Origin of the sequence: Planococcus donghaensis MPA1U2 (assembly GCF_000189395.1) — a bacterium.
Classification (GTDB): domain Bacteria; phylum Bacillota; class Bacilli; order Bacillales_A; family Planococcaceae; genus Planococcus; species Planococcus donghaensis_B.
The window spans coordinates 1-22,298 of the sequence record NZ_AEPB01000052.1; the positions used below are offsets into that span (position 1 = coordinate 1).

The 22,298-nt window shown below is 39.9% G+C and carries 21 protein-coding genes and 1 other annotated feature; all 21 genes read left to right on the forward strand.

Annotated features, from left to right (window positions below):
• The first annotated feature begins 113 nt into the window (after positions 1-113).
• The 21 genes from icd to GPDM_RS13635 all read left to right on the forward strand — a co-directional run bounded on the left by icd (position 114) and on the right by GPDM_RS13635 (position 22,293).
• Complete coding sequence (icd, locus tag GPDM_RS13535) at positions 114-1,382, forward strand: NADP-dependent isocitrate dehydrogenase (protein WP_008432226.1); 1,269 nt, start codon at positions 114-116, stop codon at positions 1,380-1,382.
• Between the two features lie 275 nt (positions 1,383-1,657).
• Complete coding sequence (gene mdh, locus GPDM_RS13540) at positions 1,658-2,596, forward strand: malate dehydrogenase (RefSeq protein ID WP_008432228.1); 939 nt, start codon at positions 1,658-1,660, stop codon at positions 2,594-2,596.
• A gap of 157 nt (positions 2,597-2,753) precedes the next feature.
• Complete coding sequence (locus GPDM_RS13545) at positions 2,754-3,200, forward strand: MaoC/PaaZ C-terminal domain-containing protein (RefSeq protein ID WP_008432229.1); 447 nt, start codon at positions 2,754-2,756, stop codon at positions 3,198-3,200.
• A 75-nt stretch (positions 3,201-3,275) separates the two neighbouring features.
• A complete protein-coding gene (locus GPDM_RS13550; protein ID WP_008432231.1) occupies positions 3,276-3,983 on the forward strand; it encodes a response regulator transcription factor in 708 nt (235 codons plus the stop codon).
• Entirely contained in the window at positions 3,980-5,377 is a 1,398-nt protein-coding gene (gene pnpS / locus GPDM_RS13555; RefSeq protein ID WP_008432233.1) for a two-component system histidine kinase PnpS, read from the forward strand. The genes GPDM_RS13550 and pnpS overlap by 4 nt, the downstream gene beginning before the upstream one ends.
• 14 nt (positions 5,378-5,391) lie before the next feature.
• Positions 5,392-6,609 carry a carboxylate--amine ligase gene (locus GPDM_RS13560; RefSeq protein ID WP_008432234.1) on the forward strand — a complete coding sequence of 406 codons (1,218 nt, stop codon included), beginning with the start codon at positions 5,392-5,394 and terminating at the stop codon, positions 6,607-6,609.
• A 172-nt stretch (positions 6,610-6,781) separates the two neighbouring features.
• The gene (gene hflK / locus GPDM_RS13565) at positions 6,782-7,747 is read left to right on the forward strand and encodes an FtsH protease activity modulator HflK (RefSeq protein WP_008432235.1); all 966 of its coding nucleotides are present in this window, start codon (positions 6,782-6,784) and stop codon (positions 7,745-7,747) included.
• Positions 7,747-8,718 carry a protease modulator HflC gene (gene hflC, locus GPDM_RS13570; protein WP_008432236.1) on the forward strand — a complete coding sequence of 324 codons (972 nt, stop codon included), beginning with the start codon at positions 7,747-7,749 and terminating at the stop codon, positions 8,716-8,718. The genes hflK and hflC overlap by 1 nt, the downstream gene beginning before the upstream one ends.
• 65 nt (positions 8,719-8,783) lie before the next feature.
• Complete coding sequence (gene polA / locus GPDM_RS13575; protein WP_008432238.1) at positions 8,784-11,420, forward strand: DNA polymerase I; 2,637 nt, start codon at positions 8,784-8,786, stop codon at positions 11,418-11,420.
• Between the two features lie 15 nt (positions 11,421-11,435).
• Positions 11,436-12,305, forward strand: coding sequence for a bifunctional DNA-formamidopyrimidine glycosylase/DNA-(apurinic or apyrimidinic site) lyase (mutM, locus tag GPDM_RS13580; protein ID WP_008432240.1), 870 nt, complete (start codon positions 11,436-11,438; stop codon positions 12,303-12,305).
• A 9-nt stretch (positions 12,306-12,314) separates the two neighbouring features.
• Positions 12,315-12,920, forward strand: a complete 606-nt coding sequence (gene coaE / locus GPDM_RS13585) for a dephospho-CoA kinase (protein ID WP_008432242.1) — start codon at positions 12,315-12,317, stop codon at positions 12,918-12,920.
• Between the two features lie 100 nt (positions 12,921-13,020).
• Positions 13,021-14,040 (forward strand): glyceraldehyde-3-phosphate dehydrogenase, encoded by a 1,020-nt coding sequence (locus GPDM_RS13590; RefSeq protein WP_008432244.1) that lies wholly within the window; start codon positions 13,021-13,023, stop codon positions 14,038-14,040.
• A gap of 315 nt (positions 14,041-14,355) precedes the next feature.
• On the forward strand, positions 14,356-14,739 hold the full coding sequence (gene speD, locus GPDM_RS13595; RefSeq protein WP_008432245.1) for an adenosylmethionine decarboxylase: 384 nt from the start codon (positions 14,356-14,358) through the stop codon (positions 14,737-14,739).
• 113 nt (positions 14,740-14,852) lie between these two features.
• Entirely contained in the window at positions 14,853-15,329 is a 477-nt protein-coding gene (gene nrdR / locus GPDM_RS13600; RefSeq protein WP_008432247.1) for a transcriptional regulator NrdR, read from the forward strand.
• Between the two features lie 11 nt (positions 15,330-15,340).
• Complete coding sequence (locus GPDM_RS13605) at positions 15,341-16,717, forward strand: replication initiation and membrane attachment family protein (RefSeq protein ID WP_008432249.1); 1,377 nt, start codon at positions 15,341-15,343, stop codon at positions 16,715-16,717.
• Positions 16,718-17,653 carry a primosomal protein DnaI gene (gene dnaI, locus GPDM_RS13610; RefSeq protein ID WP_008432250.1) on the forward strand — a complete coding sequence of 312 codons (936 nt, stop codon included), beginning with the start codon at positions 16,718-16,720 and terminating at the stop codon, positions 17,651-17,653.
• Positions 17,654-18,172: 519 nt separating this feature from the next.
• The gene (gene thrS / locus GPDM_RS13615) at positions 18,173-20,101 is read left to right on the forward strand and encodes a threonine--tRNA ligase (RefSeq protein WP_008432251.1); all 1,929 of its coding nucleotides are present in this window, start codon (positions 18,173-18,175) and stop codon (positions 20,099-20,101) included.
• Positions 20,102-20,158: 57 nt separating this feature from the next.
• Positions 20,159-20,299: a sequence feature (ribosomal protein L20 leader region), on the forward strand.
• 83 nt (positions 20,300-20,382) lie between these two features.
• Positions 20,383-20,889: a translation initiation factor IF-3 gene (gene infC / locus GPDM_RS13620; protein WP_039863440.1), complete on the forward strand. Its 507-nt coding sequence runs from the start codon at positions 20,383-20,385 to the stop codon at positions 20,887-20,889.
• Positions 20,890-20,916: 27 nt separating this feature from the next.
• Entirely contained in the window at positions 20,917-21,117 is a 201-nt protein-coding gene (gene rpmI, locus GPDM_RS13625) for a 50S ribosomal protein L35 (RefSeq protein ID WP_008432253.1), read from the forward strand.
• 166 nt (positions 21,118-21,283) lie between these two features.
• Positions 21,284-21,643, forward strand: a complete 360-nt coding sequence (rplT, locus tag GPDM_RS13630) for a 50S ribosomal protein L20 (protein WP_006831130.1) — start codon at positions 21,284-21,286, stop codon at positions 21,641-21,643.
• A gap of 371 nt (positions 21,644-22,014) precedes the next feature.
• The gene (locus tag GPDM_RS13635) at positions 22,015-22,293 is read left to right on the forward strand and encodes a DUF1294 domain-containing protein (protein ID WP_008432255.1); all 279 of its coding nucleotides are present in this window, start codon (positions 22,015-22,017) and stop codon (positions 22,291-22,293) included.
• Positions 22,294-22,298: the final 5 nt, after the last annotated feature.

The window sequence follows — 22,298 nt, forward strand, 5'->3', positions numbered from 1 at the left end:
ACCTGTTGAAGAAAGATAAGAAGTTTTCATCTATTCGTACGATAAAAAAATACAACTTATAGGGCTTGCATTCCGTGCAGCCCTATGACTTTGACTACAGGAGGAAATTTAACATGACTAACGGCGAAAAAATTTCAGTAGAAAACGGTGTTTTGAACGTACCTAACAATGCAGTTATTCCATACATTATTGGTGATGGAACTGGACCCGATATTTGGAACGCAGCATCACGCGTTTTAGAAGAAGCAGTAACAAAAGCATATAACGGCGAAAAATCAATTGTTTGGAAAGAAGTTTTAGCAGGACAAAAAGCGTTTGACGAAACTGGCGAATGGCTTCCAGAAGAAACTCTTGAAGTTATCCGTGAATACTTGATCGCAATCAAAGGTCCTTTGACAACGCCAATCGGCGGCGGTATCCGTTCATTGAACGTAGCATTACGTCAAGAATTAGATCTATACACTTGCTTGCGTCCAGTTCGCTACTTTGAAGGTGTACCTTCACCAGTTAAGCGTCCTGAAGATACTGACATGGTTATTTTCCGTGAAAACACTGAAGATATCTACGCTGGTATTGAATACGCAAACGGTTCGGACGAAGTGAAAAAATTGATCGCATTCCTACAAGACGAAATGGGCGTTAAAAACATCCGTTTCCCTGAGTCTTCAGGTATTGGTATTAAACCAATTTCAGAAGAAGGAACAAAACGTTTAGTTCGTGCTGCAATCAACTATGCAATCACTGAAGGCCGCGAATCATTGACACTTGTTCATAAAGGTAACATCATGAAGTTCACTGAAGGAGCTTTCAAAAACTGGGGCTATGAAGTGGCTGAGCAAGAATTCGGCGATAAAGTATTTACTTGGAACGAATACGATGCAATTAAAGACGAAAAAGGTACAGACGCTGCGAACAAAGCACAAGAAGAAGCTCTTGCTTCAGGTAAAATTCTTGTTAAAGATTCAATCGCTGATATCTTCTTACAACAAATCCTTACACGTCCAAGCGAGTTCGATGTTGTTGCAACAATGAACTTAAACGGAGATTACGTTTCTGATGCTTTAGCTGCTCAAGTAGGTGGAATTGGTATCGCTCCTGGAGCGAACATCAACTACGATACTGGACATGCGATTTTCGAAGCGACTCACGGAACAGCTCCTAAATACGCTGGTCTTGATAAAGTAAACCCATCATCTGTTATCCTATCAGGCGTATTAATGCTTGAGCACTTAGGATGGGCTGAAGCTGCTAAAATGATCACAAACTCTATGGAGAAAACAATCGCTTCTAAAGTTGTAACTTATGACTTTGCACGTCTAATGGACGGCGCTACAGAAGTGAAATGCTCTGAGTTTGCTGACGAATTAATCAAAAACTTATAAGAGTAAAAACTAAGAGAGGGGAAATTCCCCTCTTTTTTTGTACCTAAAAATAAGTTAAATATTATTTTGTTAAGGGTATAAATAATGAGAACGAAAATTTTGCACTCGCCAGCTATTTTTAAAGAAGTTGTGTGGCGGTGAAGAGTAAGTGAGTTCACAGCCTCTTCACTTATTCTTTTAAAATCAATCTCTTACTAGTTTGCAGCTAGACAAAGGTGTATTACAAAATACTAAGTTCTAATTAAGTATAAATACGTTAAAAGGAGAGATATTTTATGACATTCAAACGTACAAAGATTTCCGTAATCGGCTCTGGTTTCACTGGTGCGACAGCAGCTTTCTTGCTGGCTCAAAAAGAATTAGGTGATGTCGTGTTAGTTGATATTCCGAATATGGAAGACCCGGCTAAAGGCAAAGCTTTAGATATGGCAGAAGCTGGTCCTGTGCTTGGGTTTGATGCGCGCATAAAAGGTACAGCGAATTACGAAGACACAAAAGACTCTGATTTGGTTATTATTACCGCTGGAATCGCGCGTAAGCCAGGTATGAGCCGGGACGATTTGGTTCAAACCAACCAAAAAGTAATGAAATCTGTAACAGCTGATATTATGAAATACTCTCCTGAAACAACCATTATCGTTTTAACAAATCCAGTTGATGCGATGACATATACAGTATTTAAAGCATCTGGATTGCCAAAAGAGCGTGTGATTGGGCAGTCTGGGGTTTTAGATACGGCACGTTTTAGAACATTTGTGGCTGAGGAACTAGATGTCTCGGTTAAAGATGTTACTGGGTTTGTTTTAGGTGGTCATGGAGATGATATGGTCCCACTTGTTCGGTATTCTTATGCCGGAGGTGTGCCGTTGGAATCGTTAATCGCGAAAGACCGTTTAGACGAAATTGTTGCTAGAACCCGTAAAGGTGGTGCCGAAATTGTTAACTTGTTAGGAAATGGATCTGCTTATTATGCGCCAGCTGCGTCACTTGTAGAAATGGCAGAAACCATTATAAAAGACCAGCGTCGTATTATGCCGTCTATCGCGTATTTAGAAGGCGAATATGGTATGGAAGGCATTTATCTAGGTGTGCCAACCATCTTAGGGGCAGGCGGCATTGAGAAAATTATTGAAATTGATTTAAATGAGGAAGAAAGGGCGTTGTTAGCTCAATCAGCCGAGTCGGTGAAGGCTGTTATGAAAGTATTAGCTTAAATGATTAAAAGTGGGCAGGGGGATTTCCTGCCCACTTTTTTTATAAAGTTATCTACACATGAAAGGGTAGCTCTTATTTTCCTACTACCTTAGGCGCTTGCACTTTCATTGGCTAAATTGATACTATAGGTATATCAAGAAAATGGAGGGATGTTGTTTGTTGCTTGGGAAAAAGCGGAAATTAGGTCGACGTGTGGAAGACATAAAAATTGGTGAAAATTTAAAGCTGACTGAAAAGATTGAAGACAAAGATCTTCTTCTTTATCTTGGTTTAACGAATGATAGCAATCCGCTATATATTCAACATGATTTCGCGTCACAAACAGCTTTTGAAAAGCCTGTTGTGCCGAATATTATGTTGACGGGTATTTTAACGTCTGCGATATCTAAATATATACCTGGACCTGGATCGTACATTACTAGCCAACAGTTGAATTTTCTAAAACCGGTCTATCATTATGCAACAGTCGACTTTACATTGGAAGTTATCGAAGTAGATATCGTGCACAATAGTGTCATCGTCCAAGTTGAAGGAATCGACGAGCAAGGTGTAATTGTAGTTCAAGGACAAATTACTGCTAACCCACCGCGAACAATTGAATAATTGACGACTCATGCAACAAATGGTGTTTAACGCGGTTTGAGATGGGGGTTTCAAACTGAGTGTGGAGGATGTAAAATGCTAAAGAAAATATTAATAATCGAAGATGAACATTCAATCGCGACATTACTATCTTATAATTTGGTCCAAGCAGGTTTTGAAACCATGATTGCTAATGATGGCAAACAAGGTTATGAACTGGCACTGAGTGAAAAGCCTTCACTAATTGTGCTGGATTTAATGTTGCCATCAATGGATGGTGTTGAAGTTTGCAAATCGTTACGTCAGCAAAAAGTCAATACACCAATCATTATGTTGACAGCAAAAGGCGATGAATTTGATAAAGTGTTGGGGTTAGAACTTGGCGCAGATGATTATATGACAAAGCCTTTTAGTCCGCGAGAAGTTGTGGCACGTATAAAAGCGGTATTGAGAAGAGCAAGCAACGTGCCAACGCCACAACAAGATGCTTCTCAACCCATCTCACTTGGTAAACTGGATGTTTATCCGGATCGATTTGAAGTCTTTCTTAATAAAGAGCAGCTAGAATTCACACCAAAAGAATTTGAGTTGCTCGTTTATTTAATGGAAAACAAAAATCGCGTACTGACACGTGATCAGTTACTGAGTGCAGTGTGGAAATACGATTTTGCGGGTGATACGCGCATTGTTGATGTTCACATTAGTCATTTACGTGAGAAGATAGAAGAAAATAGCCGAAAACCTGCATTTATTAAAACAATCCGGGGGCTTGGCTATAAGTTTGAGGAACCAAAAGAGGTATGAGTTTTTTACGTCATCGCTTACTAACCACATTACTGGTCTGGATTGGTATGATGTTAGCGGGGTTGTTTATCATCGTCTTACAACTATTGCCGATTTACGAAAATGCTGAAGACAAATCCGAAATTTGGATATTTTTGTTTATTTCCTTTTTTGTAGCGTTAGTATTATCGGCGATTGTTGGCAGTCGAATTATTGGAGTGGCGATCAAGCCGATTGAAAATGCTACAGAAACTGCGATGGAACTTGCTAAAGGCAATTATGTGGCGCGCGCATCTGAATCTAATGCTTACAACAGCATCGAGTTGAGTCGTACAATCAATGTATTGGCACGTAATTTGCAAGAAATTACCGCAATTCGTGTTATGGAACAAGAGCGGTTAAAGACGCTTATTGAAAACATGGGCAGTGCGTTAATCATGATTGATAAGCAAGGTGCGGTGTCTCTAGTAAATAAACCTTTCTCAGAAGAATTTGGGTTGTCTCCGGAAATTGTACTTGGGAAATTTTATAAAGAAATTCAAGTTCCGATAGAAGTTGAAAATTTCATTGAAAGTGTGTTTATGACAGAAACGCATTCGCGAGTTCAAATCGAATTTTTATCAGGATTAAAAATGAAAAACTTTAATGTGTACGGGGCACCGGTAATTGGAGAACATGAGCGTTGGTTAGGCATTGTCATTGTTTTTCAAGATATTACTGAACTCAAAAAGCTGGAACAAATTCGCAAAGATTTTGTTGCCAATGTGTCTCACGAACTTCGTACGCCCGTAACTTCTATTAAAGGATTTTCTGAAACTTTGTTAGATGGTGCTTATAAAGATACGGAAACTTTATTGTCATTTTTGGAAATTATGCATACCGAAAGCAATCGATTAGAGATGCTTATTAATGACTTGCTTGATTTGTCGAAAGTGGAACAAAGTGGCTTTAGGGTAAATGCGCAACCTACAAATATGGAAGCCGTCATTAAACGTGCTAGAGAAATGATACAACCTAAAATTGACGAAAAATCCATTCAGTTAAAACTGGAGATTCAGCCAGTAACTGTTTTAGGGGATGCCAACCGTTTAATTCAAGTAATGATGAATTTGTTGATCAATGCTGTTACATATTCAAGCAACTATACAGAAATCACCATCCGGCTCTTTAGAAAAGACAATCGCGCCATTATACAAGTAGAAGATCAAGGAATCGGCATCGAAAGTTCAGAAATCGGCAGATTATTTGAACGTTTTTATCGTGTAGATCGTGCGCGAAGCCGCAATTCTGGGGGCACCGGACTTGGACTATCTATTGTTAAACACTTAATCGAGGCGCATCATGGACATGTGGAAGTCGACAGTACAGTCGGAGTTGGCACCACATTTACAATCTATTTGCCTTTGGCTATTTAATCTAGGAGGAAAGCATGGAAACTAAACACCCATTTTTACCGATTATCGTCGGCACAGATATGAACGCATACAACATGGCCATTTCATTTCACGAAGCATATGGCATTAAGCCGATTTTGGTCGGGAAAGAACCTTTATCCTTTACGTCATTAAGCACCATTACTGAAACGGTTGAATTGCGTTCTGGTTTGGCAGATGATGCTCAATTTGCGAATATTTTAATGGATATTGCAGATAAATACAGAGCACCTGGAAAAACTCTTTTACTCATTGGTACGAACGATCTTTATGTTCGATTAATTATTGAAAATGCAAAAATTTTGCGTGAGCATTATGTGTTTAATTATATTAACGAAGATTTGATGAATCAGCTGCAAGTCAAAGCTAATTTTTACGAGCTTTGTAAAGTTCATGGCATTGATACGCCGACAACATTCTTTTATGATTGCAATTCAAAAGAACCGTTTGAAGAAGAAATGATGTTCCCGGTGATCATCAAGCCGAGTAATGGCATTGAATACAGCCGAAACAAATTTGAAGGCCAACAAAAAGTGTATAAAGTGGACAGCCCGAAAGAGTTGCATGAAGTCATCCAACAGATTAAATCAGGCGGCTACCGCGATGAATTGATCATCCAAGATTATATCCCTGGAGACGACACATTTATGTGGGATTCAGTGATTTATGCCAATTCTAAAGGAAAAACACAATTAGTAACCTTTGCACAAGTGGTATTGCAAGAACATACGGTAACGGCAATCGGAAACTACACAGCATTGATTACACGTTTTGACAAAGACATGATGGTTAAGTTGCAAAATTTCCTTGAAGCGGTTGGCTATCAAGGATTTGCAAACTTCGATTTGAAATACGATGCTCGAGACAAGAAATTCAAAGTATTTGAAGTAAACATTCGCCAAGGTCGTTCAAGTTATTACGTAACAGCTCTTGGTCACAACATGGCGGAGTATTTTGTGGATGACTTAATTTATCAAACAGAAAAGCCGGTCACTTATTTGAATGAAGACTTCTTATTTACAGTTGTTCCAAAAGCTGTTTTGCGTAACTTTGTTCATAATAAAGCGGTACTCAAAGACATCAAACGTTTAATCAAAAATGGCCAGTATGGCAATCCGCTATTTTATAAAAAAGACAAACATTTAAAGCGTAAACTGTATTTATTGGCACGTCAGTTTAACTATTATAAGAAGTATAAAAACAATCAATGGTAAGTTTACAGAAGCTTAACACTAGCTTCATACTTGGGTGTTAAAGTTAACTAGAACCCCCTTTCAACCGCATAATTTGAAAAGAGTCCCTTCCCCGGGACTCTTTTTCTTATTTTATGAAACTATTTCACTATTATTCCGTATTACAAGATAACAACAAAAAGGGGGACCCATCATGACAACGAAAAAATTGCTGACAGTGATCGGTTTATCTATTGCAGGGATACTACTGCTCGTAGCAGTTTTTACTTCTTGGTATACAGTAGACGAATCAGAACAGGCGGTCATCATCACGTTTGGTGTAGCAAATGAAACGATTACTGAAGCAGGCTTACATTTAAAGATGCCGTGGCCAATTCAAAAAGCAGAAATTTTATCAAAAGAAACTTATAGTCTGCAATTCGGCTATAACCAAAACGCAGAAGGTGAAATTGTCGCATTCGACAAAGAAACAAAAATGATTACCGGAGACGAAAACATCGTCTTAACGGATCTCGTTGTTCAATGGAAAATCACAGATCCCAAAAAATACTTATTCAATGCAGAAGCACCGCAAGACATTTTGCACGATGCCACTTCAGCTTCGATTCGTTCGATTATCGGGAACTCATTAATCGATGACGCATTAACTTCTGGTAAAGCTGAAATTGAAGCTGAAACCCGGGATTTACTAGCTTCATTAATTGAAAAATACGATATCGGCATTACGGTTTTAGCTGTAAAATTGCAAGACGTCGAGCTGCCGAACGAGGAAGTACGCGCGGCATTTACGAACGTAACGGATGCTCGTGAGACGATGAACACAAAAATTAACGAAGCCAAAAAATACGAAAACCAAAAACGCAACGAAGCGTTAGGTGAAAAAGCAGCTATCAATTCCCGAGCTGAAGGACAGAAAGTAACACGAGTTCAGCAGGCAACGGGAGATGTTGCGTTATTTGATAAGCTGTACAAAGAATATGAAAGCAATCCAGAAGTTACAAAACAGCGAATTATTATGGAAACCTTAGAATCTGTCTTACCAAACGCGAAATTATATATTATGAACGATGAAGGCGGCACGATGAAGTATTTACCGCTAGAAGGCTTACAGACAACGATTCCACCAGCTGAAGAAAGCACAGAAGGGAGTGGCAACTAATGGAACCCAACAAACCTTTAGGTGAAGTGAAAAAGTTTAATCCTTACGAACGACCAAAAAAGACTAGAGAACCGAGAGATCCAATTGATTTTAAGAAATATTGGAAATTGATTGTTGGTTTAGTTGTTGCATTTGTTCTTTTGCTAATCTTGCTGACAAATGTGTATGTTGTGAAAGAAAGCGAGTACCGGGTGGTTCGTCAATTTGGTGAAGTGGTGAAAATTCAAGAAGAGCCAGGTCTTCAAATGAAAATCCCATTTATTCAAAGCGTGACAACATTGCCAAAATATCAAATGACGTATGATGTATCTGAAGCCGAAATCAATACTAAAGATAAAAAACGCATCATTATTGATAATTACGCTGTTTGGCATGTGGTCAATCCACTAGAATTGATTTCAAATGCCGGAACAATCGTCAATGCAGAATCTCGAATGGAAGAGTTTATCTACTCGGTTGTCCGGACAGAACTTGGGCAATTAGATTACGATGAAATCATCAATGATGAAAACTCATCTCGCGGTAGCATAAATGATGCGGTAACAGCGAAAGTAAACGAACTACTCGACAAAGATAAATACGGCATTCAAGTTATGGATGTTCGCATTAAACGAACAGATTTACCAGAGGAAAACGAACAATCTGTTTATACACGAATGATTTCAGAACGTGAGTCTACGGCTCAAGAATATTTGTCTCAAGGAGACGCGAAAAAACGGGAAATGGAAGCACAAGCAGACCGTGAAGCGCAAGAAGTTATTGCGACTGCTCGCAAAGAAGCTGCATTGATCCAAGCAGAAGGCGAATCCGAAGCAGCTAAAATTTACAACGAATCTTTCTCAAAAGACCCAGAGTTTTACGAATTGTATCGATCGTTAGAATCGTATAAGAAAACAATTGGTGATGACACAGTTATTATTTTGCCGTCAGATTCACCGTATGCAGATATCTTGTCTGGTAATTACAATTAAGGTCGAGGCCGTCATTTCTCTTCTATTTGCCCGCGTGGTAAAATAAAGGGAATGACGGCTTTTTTATGGAAGGGGTAATTTTTGTGGCAAAGAAAATACTTTTATTAGATGGGAATAGTTTGGCGTATCGCGCGTTTTTTGCTTTACCGCTATTAACCAATGAACATGGCATTCATACGAATGCCGTATACGGATTTACTATGATGCTTCAAAAAATACTTGATGAAGAACAGCCTACACATATGATTGTGGCTTTTGATGCGGGAAAAACAACATTTCGCCATAAAACGTTTAGCGAATACAAAGGTGGAAGACAAAAAACGCCGCCTGAGTTATCGGAGCAATTTCCATACCTTCGCAAATTAATTGATGCTTACGGGATCAAACGCTATGAATTAGAAAACTACGAGGCAGATGACATTATCGGTACTTTAAGTTTAGAAGCTGAGCGGGAAGGTGACGAAGTAGTCGTCATTTCCGGAGATAAAGATTTAACGCAATTAGCGTCTCCGACGACGACTGTTTATATTACGCGAAAAGGCATTACGGATATCGAAAAATATACAGTAGAACACATTAAAGAAAAGTATGGCTTAACCCCTCTTCAAATTATTGATATGAAAGGCCTAATGGGCGATGCGTCAGATAATATTCCAGGTGTTCCAGGGGTTGGAGAAAAAACAGCACTGAAGTTATTAGCGGCGCACGGTTCAGTAGAAGGCGTTTATGAAGCCATTGAGCAACAAAAAGGCAAGATGAAGGAAAAACTAATCGCCAATGAAGACCTTGCTTATATTAGCAAGCAATTAGCAACCATTGAGCGACAAGCCCCGATTGAAATTCAAATTGATGAATTGAGTTATTCTGGACCAGATCAAGACGAGTTAGTGAAAGTCTGGAAAGAGCTTGCGTTTAAATCTTTGTTAGAAAAAATGGAGTACACGGCAGAGGAAACGGTAAAAGAAGAATTGAAATTTGAAGTGCTGACAACGCTTGATCCCTCTATATTAAAAGATGAAATGGCCGTTCACCTTGAACTTTACGATGAGCATTATCATAGCTGTGATTTACTAGGGGTGTCACTCGCGACTGAAAGGGATACGTACGTTATTCCGATGGATGTTGTAGAGCGGTCAGAAGAGTTCCGTGCATGGTGTAAAGATTCGACAAAGAAAAAATTCATGTCAGACTCTAAAGCAGCAACGGCCGCGTTCTTACGCTTTGGCGTTGAACTAAGAGGTGTTGATTTCGACTTAATGCTAGGGGCTTATATCGTTAACCCTTCGTTAACTTATACAGATATGGCAAGCATTGTTCAAGAATATGGTCATAATGATGTGTCGACAAATGAACAAATTTACGGCAAAGGTGCTAAAAAGAAAGTACCAGAAGACGCTATTTTACATGAACATATTGCGAGAAAAGCCCGCACCATTTGGAAAGTTCGTCCACTCATTATGGCAAAACTTGAAGACAACGAGCAATTCGATTTATACGATAAATTAGAATTGCCACTTGCGACAGTCTTAGGGCAAATGGAATCTCTTGGTGTAATGGTAAACCGAGACCAATTAGTCGAAATGGGCAAAGAGTTGGCTCATAAACTAGAGAAAATCGAGAGCGATATTCATGGACTAGCGGGGCAAGAATTTAATATTAATTCACCGAAACAATTGGGCGTTATTTTATTTGAGAAATTAGGATTGCCAGCTTTAAAGAAAACTAAGACGGGTTATTCGACAGCAGCGGATGTTTTAGAAAAATTAGAAGGGCAGCACGAAATTATTTCTCATATTTTGATGTATCGCCAATTAGGTAAATTATTGTCTACTTATATTGAAGGTTTATTAAAAGAAATTCATGAAGATGGCAAAATTCATACGCGCTTTCAACAAGCGCTCACAACCACTGGACGGTTAAGTTCAATTAATCCAAACTTGCAAAACATTCCTGTTCGTCTAGAGGAAGGACGCAAAATCCGTAAAGCGTTCGTGCCATCAGAACCGGGTTGGGTGATGGTAGCGGCCGATTATTCTCAAATTGAATTGCGCGTACTGGCTGATATGTCCGAAGATGAACGACTCGTACAAGCTTTTAAAGACGATCGTGATATTCATACGACTACTGCGAGCGATGTTTTCCATGTAACTGAAGAAGAAGTAACGAGCGATATGCGCCGAGCCGCTAAAGCGGTTAACTTTGGAATTGTTTACGGAATTAGCGATTACGGCTTGTCTCAAAATTTAAATATTCCACGTAAAGAAGCAGCGGCATTTATTGAGCGTTATTTTGCTAGCTTCCCAGGCGTAAAAAGTTATATGACGAACATTGTGGCTGATGCCAAGCGTGATGGCTTTGTCACAACTTTGATGAATCGTCGCCGTTATTTACCAGACATCACAAGTTCAAACTTTAATTTAAGAAGCTTTGCAGAACGCACGGCGATGAATACACCAATTCAAGGCAGTGCGGCAGATATTATTAAAAAAGCCATGATTGATATGGATGCAGCAATAGAGCGTGAAGGATTACAAGCGCGCATGCTTTTACAAGTTCACGATGAATTGATTTTTGAAGCACCACCTGAAGAATTAGATCACTTGATGAAATTAGTACCTGAAGTTATGGAAAACGCTGTGAAGTTAAGTGTCCCATTAAAAGTGGATATTGCTCACGGTTCCACTTGGTACGATACTAAATGATAGGAGGGCATCGATATGCCTGAACTTCCAGAAGTTGAAGGAGTCGTTCGGCAAATCCGCCCCGTTTCGATTGGCAAGAAAATTGAGGCTGTAGCGGTGTCGGACGTGATCCGCTTATCAAAAGAAAATGGCAAAGAAGCTATTATTAAACGAATAGAAGCTGACGGTTTTATTAAGCGCTTAACCGGCGCACAAATCGTCCGCGTAGAACGACGTAGCAAATACATTTATTTCACATTGCGAAAAGACAATGAATTTTTGTTAGTTAATCATTTAGGGATGTCTGGAGCTTGGTTTTATGTCGACCAGCTTCAGTCGATTCCTGAAGATAAATTTCGACGCCATGTCCACATTGTGTTGACTTTAAGTAGTGGAAACTTGTTAGCGTTTTCAGACATTCGTCGTTTTGGAGAAATGCGAGTCTTGCAAGAAGAAGGAGATTTTCCTCCTTTATTGTTAATGGCTCCTGAACCTTTTCATGAAAGTGCACTTGAGCATTTTCTAACTATGGCAGAAAGTCCAAAATATAAAAATAAAGCGATCAAGGAAATCATTATGGATGGTCAAATTATTTCTGGTTGCGGCAATATATATGCAACAGAAGCTTTGTTTAAGATGAAAATTCATCCAAAACGTGCTGCTAGCCGCATTAGCCGAAAGCGAAAAGTAGAACTGTTTGAATCGATTGTTGCCATTTTGCAAGAAAGCATTAGAGCAGGAGGTAGTACAATTTCAGATTATCGTGATATTAACGGCGAATCAGGAAGCATGCAAAATCGTTTCGGCATGTATGGAAAAAAACAATGTGCAGATTGTGGCACAGCGACAAAAACCTTGAAAATTGGCGGTCGAGCTTCCGTGTATTGCCCGACCTGTCAGAAATGAGGAAAGACTATGATCATAGGGTTAACAGGCAGTATCGCCAGTGGAAAAAGTACAGTATCCAAAATGTTAAAAGACGAAGGGTATCCAATTATTGATGCGGACCTTGTAGCAAGATTAGTAGTCGAACCAGGTTCTGAAACACTTGAACAAATCAAGCAAGCGTTTGGACCTGAAGTTATTAGTCCAGACGGCTCTATGAATCGAGCAAAAGTAGGAGAAATTATTTTTAATGATCCGGTTAGTCGAAAAACCTTAAATGATATTATTCATCCAGCTATTCGACAAGAAATGCTCAAGCAACGCTTTGAGTTGATTGAGCAAGGGTTTAAAACGATTATTATGGATATCCCGTTGTTATTCGAAAGCCGTCTACAATATTTAGTAGATAAAATTTTAGTCGTTAGCGTTACAGAAGAAAATCAATTTAAACGACTAGTTGAAAGAAATAGCTTTACGGAAAAAGAAGCAAGAGCGCGTATCAATTCCCAATTGCCAATGTCTGTGAAGGAAGATGGGGCAGATGCGGTTATTTATAACAATGGAACTTTTGAAGAAACGAAACAACAATTAAGTCGAATATTAGAAAATTGGCAAGCCACTCCTGAAAAAGAATAAAAGATATGCTTTTTAAGGTTCTCTAAATATGCAATTGTGTTATACTATATTAGAAATTAAAAACATAAGTATAACTTAATTACAAATGGAGGATTCCTACATGACAGTTTCTATTGCAATTAACGGGTTTGGCCGTATTGGCCGTATGGTTTTCAGACAGGCGATAATGATGGATGACGTCACAATTACAGCAGTTAATGCCTCATATCCAGCTGAGACCCTTGCGCATTTAATTAAGTATGACACAAATCACGGCACCTTCACTGGTGACGTATCTTCTGAAGAAGATGCATTAATTGTTAACGGGAAACGAGTTCAGTTAGTCAGCGAACGCGACCCTTTGAATCTGCCATGGAGAGAAATGGGCATTGACATCGTTATCGAAGCGACTGGAAAGTTCAATTCTCGTGAAAAAGCGGCTCTTCATTTGGAAGCAGGAGCTAAAAAAGTAATCCTTACCGCACCAGGCAAACAAGAAGATATTACAATTGTTATGGGTGTGAACGATGACAAGTTAGATATTGAGCATCACGACGTAATTTCCAATGCAAGTTGTACAACAAACTGTTTAGCGCCAGTCGTAAAAGTGTTGAATGATAGATTTGGTATTGAAAACGGTTTAATGACAACAATCCATTCATACACAAACGATCAACAAAATTTGGACAATCCACACAAAGATCTTCGTCGTGCTCGTGCTTGTGCTCAATCGATCATTCCTACTTCTACGGGTGCCGCGAAAGCGCTGTCATTAGTGTTGCCAGAATTGCAAGGGAAACTCCATGGGATGGCATTAAGAGTGCCGACTCCGAATGTATCGTTAGTTGATTTGGTTGTCGACTTAGAGACAGCGGTTACAATCGAAGACGTGAACCAAGCTTTCGAAGAAGCATCGTTAAATGGCTTAGAAGGAATTTTAGGATTCACAATGGAGCCGTTAGTTTCGGTTGATTTTAACAGCAATCCTCAATCAGCCATTGTTGATGGGTTATCAACGATGGTAATTGGAGAACGCAAAGTGAAGGTGTTGGCTTGGTACGATAATGAGTGGGGTTATTCCGCACGTGTTATTGATTTAACAAAAAAAGTTGCGAATGCGTTAGTGCTAGTATCAAAATAAAATAAAAACCCTATTTTCCGCTGTTTAAAGGGAAAAATAGGGTTTTTATTATGGGTTTATTTGGGGGAATTGAGGAATGATAAGATATTATTATTGCATTTACTATAAATACGTTTTATACTATGAATCGTAGTTGAAAAACGACTACCACTTCTGACTTTCCATCAAAGTAACTAGGAATTAGGAGCGTAAGATTTTTTATTCACATGACTGCTTAAAGGGTTAGGATCTCTTTGGACTAACTTTCCCCCGTGGTAGTCAACTTTGAATATTTTGCGCAAAAACCAAAATGATATCAAAGGGGGAAAACGAACCATGGAAACAATGGGACGTCACGTAATTGCAGAACTTTGGCAGTGTGATTTTGACAAATTAAACGATATGGATTTTATCGAACAAACTTTTGTTGATGCAGCACTCAAATCTGGAGCTGAAGTAAGAGAGGTAGCTTTTCATAAATTCGCACCACAAGGTGTTAGCGGAGTTGTGATTATCTCAGAATCTCACTTAACTATCCACAGTTTCCCAGAACACGGCTATGCGAGTGTAGATGTTTACACTTGTGGCGATTTAGATCCGACTATTGCAGCGGAATATATCGCAGAAGCACTAGGTTCAACATCACGCGAGCTTGTAGAAATACCACGCGGTATGGGGCCAGTAAGTGTTGAAAAATCCAAAGTTTCAGTAACAGCATAATCCATTTAACAAAAACACGTAAGCAGAGGATAAAATCCTCTGCTTTTTCTATTTTTCTAAAGAATTTTTGTTATACTATATAGACTAGATAGAGAAGTTAGGGAGATGTCAAAATGAAATGTCCAGCTTGCCAACATAACGGCACACGCGTTGTCGATTCAAGGCCAATAGACGAAATGAAGTCAATCAGAAGAAGAAGAGAATGCGAAGCTTGCGGATATCGCTTTACCACTTTTGAAAAAGTGGAAGAAATGCCACTGATTGTCGTCAAAAAAGATGGCTCGCGTGAAGAGTTTAGCCGCGAAAAAGTTTTACGTGGGTTAATTCGTGCGTGTGAAAAGCGGCCGGTATCTCTAGAAGTGCTGGAAGAAGTGGTATTCACAATTGAAAAAGACCTTCGGCGCGAAGGCAATCCAGAAGTAAAGTCTGAAGAAGTTGGCGAATTGGTTATGAACCGATTAGCAACCATTGATGAAGTGGCCTATGTTCGCTTTGCATCAGTGTATCGTCAATTTAAAGACATTACTGTTTTTATCGATGAACTAAAAGATTTATTAAATAAAGGACCAGAAGGCAAGAAAATCGATTGAGGTGGTGACTTATGACTGCGTATTATAAGGAGTTGCAGCCTGCTGATCCATATCGCATTCGGTTGCCTTATCCATTTTCCAATTATGATCGTCAGCTTTTGACGCTATTGTATCAACCGATGATTGGTGCTGAGGCAATCGCATTGTATTTAACGTTGTGGGCTGAAGGCGAAGCATCGCGAGAAGAAACAACTCATTATACGTTAATGAACACATTAGGAAATCCGATTGCGAAAATTTTTGATGCAAGAATTCAACTTGAAGCTATCGGGTTATTAAAAACTTATAGAAGTAATGAAGGAGACCGTTCTTTTATTTATGAATTATGTCCACCACTCGATCCGAAAACATTTTTTATGGATCCGTTGTTGTCGATGTTCTTATTCAGTAAAATTGGAGAATCCTCCTATAGAAGAGTCCGAAATCGCTTTTTAGTATATACAGAAATTCCGACGGATTACGAAGAAGTATCACGTACTTTTACGGATATTTTTCAGCCAGTACACGCTAAAGCTGGCTATCCGTCCGTTAAAAAAGATTTACAAGAACGCAAAAAAGGCAATTACGAAGCTGATTCTGAATTTGATTTTGATTTACTCAGACAAGGCTTATCCGAGCAATTAGTGCCTAAAAAAGTATTAACGGCTACGATTAAAGACTTTATAACGAAACTGTCTTATTTATATAGCTGGGGACCGCTAGAGATGCAAAAAGTCATCTTATTGGCAATTGAAGATGATTATAAATTAACAGTCGAGGGTTTGAAAAAGTCAGCGTCTGAGTATTATAAACTAACGGTCTCTACAACAGCACCACAGCTTGTTCAAGTGCATAAAGCAACTGAAAAGCAAATTGACGCAGTAGATACGCCAAAAACAAAACAAGACGAATTACTCGGGTACTTGGAAACGGCTCCGCCGATTCAAGTGTTACGAGATATTGCGAACGGCAGTGAACCGTTGCCAGCGGATGTTGAGTTAGCCAATCAATTGGTCATCACGCATGGCATGAAGCCAGCGGTCGTTAATGTGCTACTGCAGTATGTGTTATTGCGTACCGATATGAAACTAACAAAAGCGTATGTAGAAAAGATTGCTTCGCATTGGTTACGAAAAAACGTGACTACGGCAAAAGAAGCGATGGAAATTGCGCGTGTTGAGCATACTCAATACATGAAGTGGAAGTCAGAAGGATCTCCTACCACTGTAGCAAAACCGTTTACGGGCAATGGAAACCGCAAACCGGTACGTGAAGAAAAACTTCCGGAATGGTTCCATAAAAAAGATCAAACACCCGCTCCTAAAGTTGAACCGAAAAACGAAAGTTTAGAAGTAGAAAAACAAAAGCTCCTAGCAAAACTGGCGCTGAAGAAAGGAAAAGGTGGTTAAATGGAACCGATTCGCGAAACCTTAAAACGTGTGGTCAATGCGCCTGCTTTTTCTGAGCGTTATAGTGAAATGCGTAAAGAAGTGCTAGCGCATCCTGGCGTTCAAAAATTTCTAGAAGATCATTCAGAAGAAATCGATGCCCCAACAATCGATCGAGGGCTTGGGAAATTGTATGAGTATATCGATCAATCTCACGACTGCAATAAATGTCCGAGCTTAGATGCTTGCATCAATCATCTAAAAGGCTTTGAACCAAATTTAGTGTTAGAACGTGGAACGATTGGCATTTCCTACACAAAATGCCGCCTGAAAGAAGCGAATGATAACAAACGTCACGCTTCTTCATTAATCCACAGCATGTATATGCCAAAAGAAGTGATGCAAGCAACACTTTCAGGCTTTGATTTGGACGATAGCCGTATGGCGGCGTTCCGTGCTGTTGGGGATTTCCTCGATCAAGCAACAGGACCTGACAATTTGCCTGAAAAAGGATTGTATCTTTATGGACAATTCGGTATCGGGAAATCGTATTTACTGAGTGCAGTTGCCAATGAGCTAGCTGAGATCAATGTGAAATCGGTTCTCGTGTTTGTACCGGAATTTATGCGGGAAATGAAACAAGCAATTGGCGATCAAACTTTGCAAGAAAAAGTAGATTACGTGAAAAAAGCAGATGTTTTGATGCTAGACGATATTGGCGCTGAAGCGATGTCGAGCTGGACACGTGATGAAGTGCTCGGCACCATCTTGCATTACCGCATGTCAGAAAAATTGCCGACATTTATGTCTTCTAATTTTAGTTATTCGGAACTCGAATACCACTTAACATATTCACAGCGCGGCGAAAAAGAAGATTTAAAAGCAGCGCGTATTATGGAACGAATTCGCGCGTTAACAACGCCAGTAAAACTAGATGGTCGTAACCGACGAAATTAACCGCGGAACTATTGCCTTTTGGAACAATTCGGTTTATAGTAGTAACAATCGAACCAAGATTTTACATGCCTTGACAAGGACATGAGTGGACATATACGACTTTCAGAGAGAGAAGCCTTGGCTGTGAGCTTCTTAAGTATCGTTCTTCCACTTACCCCCTTTGAGCAGCAGCTGTGAACAGTTTTCTAACTAGCAGCTGACGGTACCGGCCCGTTAGCCGATGCAGAGCTTCTTTCAATATAGACTTGTCTATGTTGAAGTGAAGAAGGGTGGAACCACGAGCTAAAGCTTCGTCCCTTTTGGGATGGGGCTTTTTTCTGTGGAAAAAAAGAAAAGCGGAAATGGCCGTTTTGCTCTGACAGGTGTAAGGTGGACTTTCGAAGCGGCGCTTTTGCTGTACAGGAAGGACAGTTTATGACCCGAGGAGCAGGCCATTGCAGCTAGACAAGAATAAAGAAATGTCTACCAGACCCTGTGGTTTAGGCATTTCACTAGATTTAATTAAAAGGAGAGATTGGCATGGCAGACATGATTCAACTAAAGTTCCCTGATGGGGCAGTAAAAGAATTTGAGCAAGGCGTGACAACTGAAGAGATTGCACAGTCGATCAGCCCAGGATTACGCAAAAAAGCATTAGCTGGTAAAGTAGACGGCAAGTTAGTCGATTTGCGTACGCCGTTAACTGAAGATGGTGAAATCGCCATTGTGACACCAGAATCAGATGAAGCATTGGAAATTTTACGCCACAGTAGTGCGCATTTATTAGCTCAAGCGATCAAGCGCATGTACCCAGATGCAAAACTTGGTATTGGTCCAGTAATCGAACATGGTTTTTATTACGACATCGACACAGAAACAGCGATTACTTCAGAAGACTTGCCGTTGATTGAAAAAGAAATGAAACAAATCATTAACGAAAATGTTGAAGTTATTCGTCATGACGTAACTCGCGCAGAAGCACAAGAGCGATTTGCAGCAATTGAAGATCCTTACAAATTAGAACTGCTTGAAGCAATTCCTGATGGCGATCAAGTATCGATTTATGAACAAGGCGACTTTTTCGATCTTTGCCGTGGTGTTCATGTGCCCTCAACTGGTAAATTAAAAGAATTTAAATTGCTAAGCGTGGCCGGTGCCTATTGGAGAGGGAACAGTGACAACAAAATGCTTCAACGCATTTACGGAACTGCCTTTTTCAAAAAAGAAGATTTAAAAGCACATCTTGAAATGCTTGAAGAAGCAAAAGAACGCGATCACCGTAAAATCGGGAAAGAATTGAATTTATTCATGAACTCTCAAAAAGTTGGACAAGGCTTGCCAATGTGGCTTCCAAAAGGTGCGACAATTCGTCGTATTATTGAGCGTTATATCGTGGATAAAGAAGAACGTCTTGGATACGACCACGTGTATACTCCAGTAATGGGGAGCGTGGAATTGTATAAAACAAGTGGACATTGGGATCATTACCAAGAAGATATGTTCCCAGTAATGAAAATGGACAACGAGGAATTGGTGCTACGTCCTATGAACTGCCCGCATCACATGATGATTTTCAAACAAGGCATTCATTCGTATCGTCAAATGCCAGTCCGTATTGCAGAGCTTGGCCTTATGCACCGTTATGAAATGTCAGGCGCATTATCAGGACTTCAGCGTGTTCGCGGAATGACTTTAAATGACGCGCATTTATTTGTTCGCCCAGACCAAATAAAAGAAGAATTTAAACGTGTTGTTAATTTAATTGTTGAAGTATATAAAGATTTTAATATAAATGATTATTCATTCCGTTTGTCTTATCGCGATCCAGAAGACAAAGAAAAATACTTTGATGACGATGCAATGTGGAACCGTGCACAAGCAATGTTAAAAGAAGCGATGGATGAGTTGGATGTTGACTATATTGAAGTAGAAGGCGAAGCAGCATTTTACGGACCTAAAGTTGATGTTCAAGTGAAAACAGCACTTGGTAAAGAAGAAACATTGTCGACTGTTCAACTAGATTTCCTACTACCAGAGCGTTTTGACTTGTCGTATATCGGCGAAGATGGCAAACAGCACCGTCCAGTCGTTATTCACCGCGGAGTCGTTTCAACAATGGAACGTTTTGTCGCATTCTTAATCGAAGAATACAAAGGGGCATTCCCAACATGGCTAGCACCAGTTCAAGTCGAACTGATTCCAGTATCGCTTGATGCGCATAGTGCCTATACAAAAGAACTTCAAGAAAAATTGCAGTCTCACAAAATTCGCGTAGATATTGATGAGCGCGATGAGAAGTTAGGCTATAAGATTCGTGAAGCACAAATGCAAAAAGTACCGTACATGTTAGTGCTTGGCGATAAAGAATTAGAAGATGGTTCTGTAAATGTTCGTAAATACGGCGAGCAGAAATCAGAAAGCATGCCGTTTGAAGACTTTGTGAAACTGGTTCAAAGCGAACTTCGTTAATCAGCTTGACAGTGTTTGCAACACATGATACTATGAATAAGGTTATAGAATACTTATATGTGCAAGCAGGAGCACCCGCTTCTCACCTGATCGACCGATTGTTGGCAGGTATACACGATTGACTTTTACACGCAGAAAGACGCGTGTTGTCATATTTGCGGGTGAACCTCTGTGGTTCACCCGCTTTTGTTTTGATCGGAACCCTGTAAACCGGTTCGGCCGGTTCACACATTTAAGCTATTCGCGACACTATCCGGAGGTGGATTACTATTAGCAAAGACATTAATGTAAATGACGGTATTCGTGCACGTGAGTTGCGAGTTATTGATCAAAACGGTGAACAACTTGGCATCAAAACACGTATCGAAGCACTTGAAATTGCAGCTCGTGTCAACTTGGATCTTGTTCTTGTGGCTCCTCAAGCTAAGCCGCCGGTTGCTCGGATCATGGACCATGGTAAATTCAAGTTTGAGCAGCAAAAGAAAGATCGTGAAATCCGTAAAAATCAGAAAGTGATTGTCGTCAAAGAAGTACGCTTAAGCCCTTCAATTGACGATCACGATTTCAACACGAAACTTCGCAATGCAATCAAGTTCCTTGAAAAAGGCGACAAAGTGAAAGCTTCTATTCGTTTTAAAGGCCGTGCGATTACGCACAAAGAAATTGGACAACGTGTACTTGAACGTTTCGCAGAAGCGTGCAAAGAAGTTGCAACAGTTGAGCAGCGCCCGAAAATGGATGGTCGCAGCATGTTCTTGATGCTTGCACCAGTTAACGAAAAAGAATAAGAGATCATTGTTTAGGAGGAATTCGAAATGCCGAAAATGAAAAGCCATAGCGGTGCATCAAAACGTTTCAAAAAAACGGGTACTGGTAAAGTAAGACGCCACAGCTCACACACTAGCCACTTATTTGCAAACAAATCAACAAAACAAAAGCGTAAACTTCGCAAAGGGAAACTTGTTTCTTCAGGCGACTTGAAACGCATCAAATCATTAATCTATAACATGAAATAAGAAAAGCTAATGCACCCGTATAGATTCGACGGGTATAAGGCGAAGGGGCGAAGCAGCGTTTTTGCCGCACAGCCACTTTGACTTATGACCCCGAGAATCTGGGTGCTTGAGTCTAGACATGCAACAAAAAATCGAATTATTTATATTCAGCAGGAGGTAATGTGATATGCCACGCGTAAAAGGTGGAACAGTGACGCGCCAGCGTCGTAAAAAGGTCATTAAATTAGCAAAAGGTTATTATGGTGCAAAGCACATCCTTTTCAAAGTAGCAAACCAACAGGTAATGAAGTCAGGTAACTATGCTTACCGTGACCGTCGTAACAAAAAACGTGATTTCCGTAGACTTTGGATCACACGTATCAACGCAGCAGCTCGTATGAACGAAATTTCATACAGCCGTTTAATGCACGGATTAAAAGTTGCAGGCATCGACATCAACCGCAAAATGCTAGCTGAAATCGCTGTATCTGATGCAGCTGCATTCACAGCATTGGTTGACCAAGCGAAAAAAGCAGTAACTAAGTAATTAAAAGCGAAAGTGCCTGTTCAGACCCGACAGGCTTAAGACGGACCACCGAAGCGGCGTTTTTTTGCCGCACAGGTGGGCTGACTTAAGTCCCGAGGGTCTAGGCACTGCAGCTAGATAATAAAAGCGGAAATGACCGTTTTGCTCCGATAGGCATAAGATGAACTTTCCTAGTGGCTTTAGCCGCGTAGGAAGGGCAGCTTATGACCCGAGGAGCAGGTCATTGCAGCTAGATAATAAAAGCGGAAGTGCCTGTTCATTGCAGTCCATAGACCTCACACAACTAGAAAGCTGCGATGCATAGGCATTTAACGCAACAATAAAAAAGACTGACGATTTTTCGTCAGTCTTTTCTTATGGAGGAAAATCCAATGTTTTTGATTATCTTTGTGTATATGGCGATTTTGACAACGATGGCTTTTGTGATGATGAAAATTGATAAACACCAAGCGCAACATCGAGGGCAGCGAATTCCTGAAAAAAACTTGTGGACAGTCGCTATTTTCGGAGGCGGAATTGGGGCGTATCTTGGCATGATGGCTTTTCGCCATAAAACTAAGCATACCAATTTTCGTATAGGGTTTTTAGTTTTAGCGATACTCGATGGTGCATTTTTAATTTGGAGTTATCAAAACTTCTTTACGAAATAAATGTT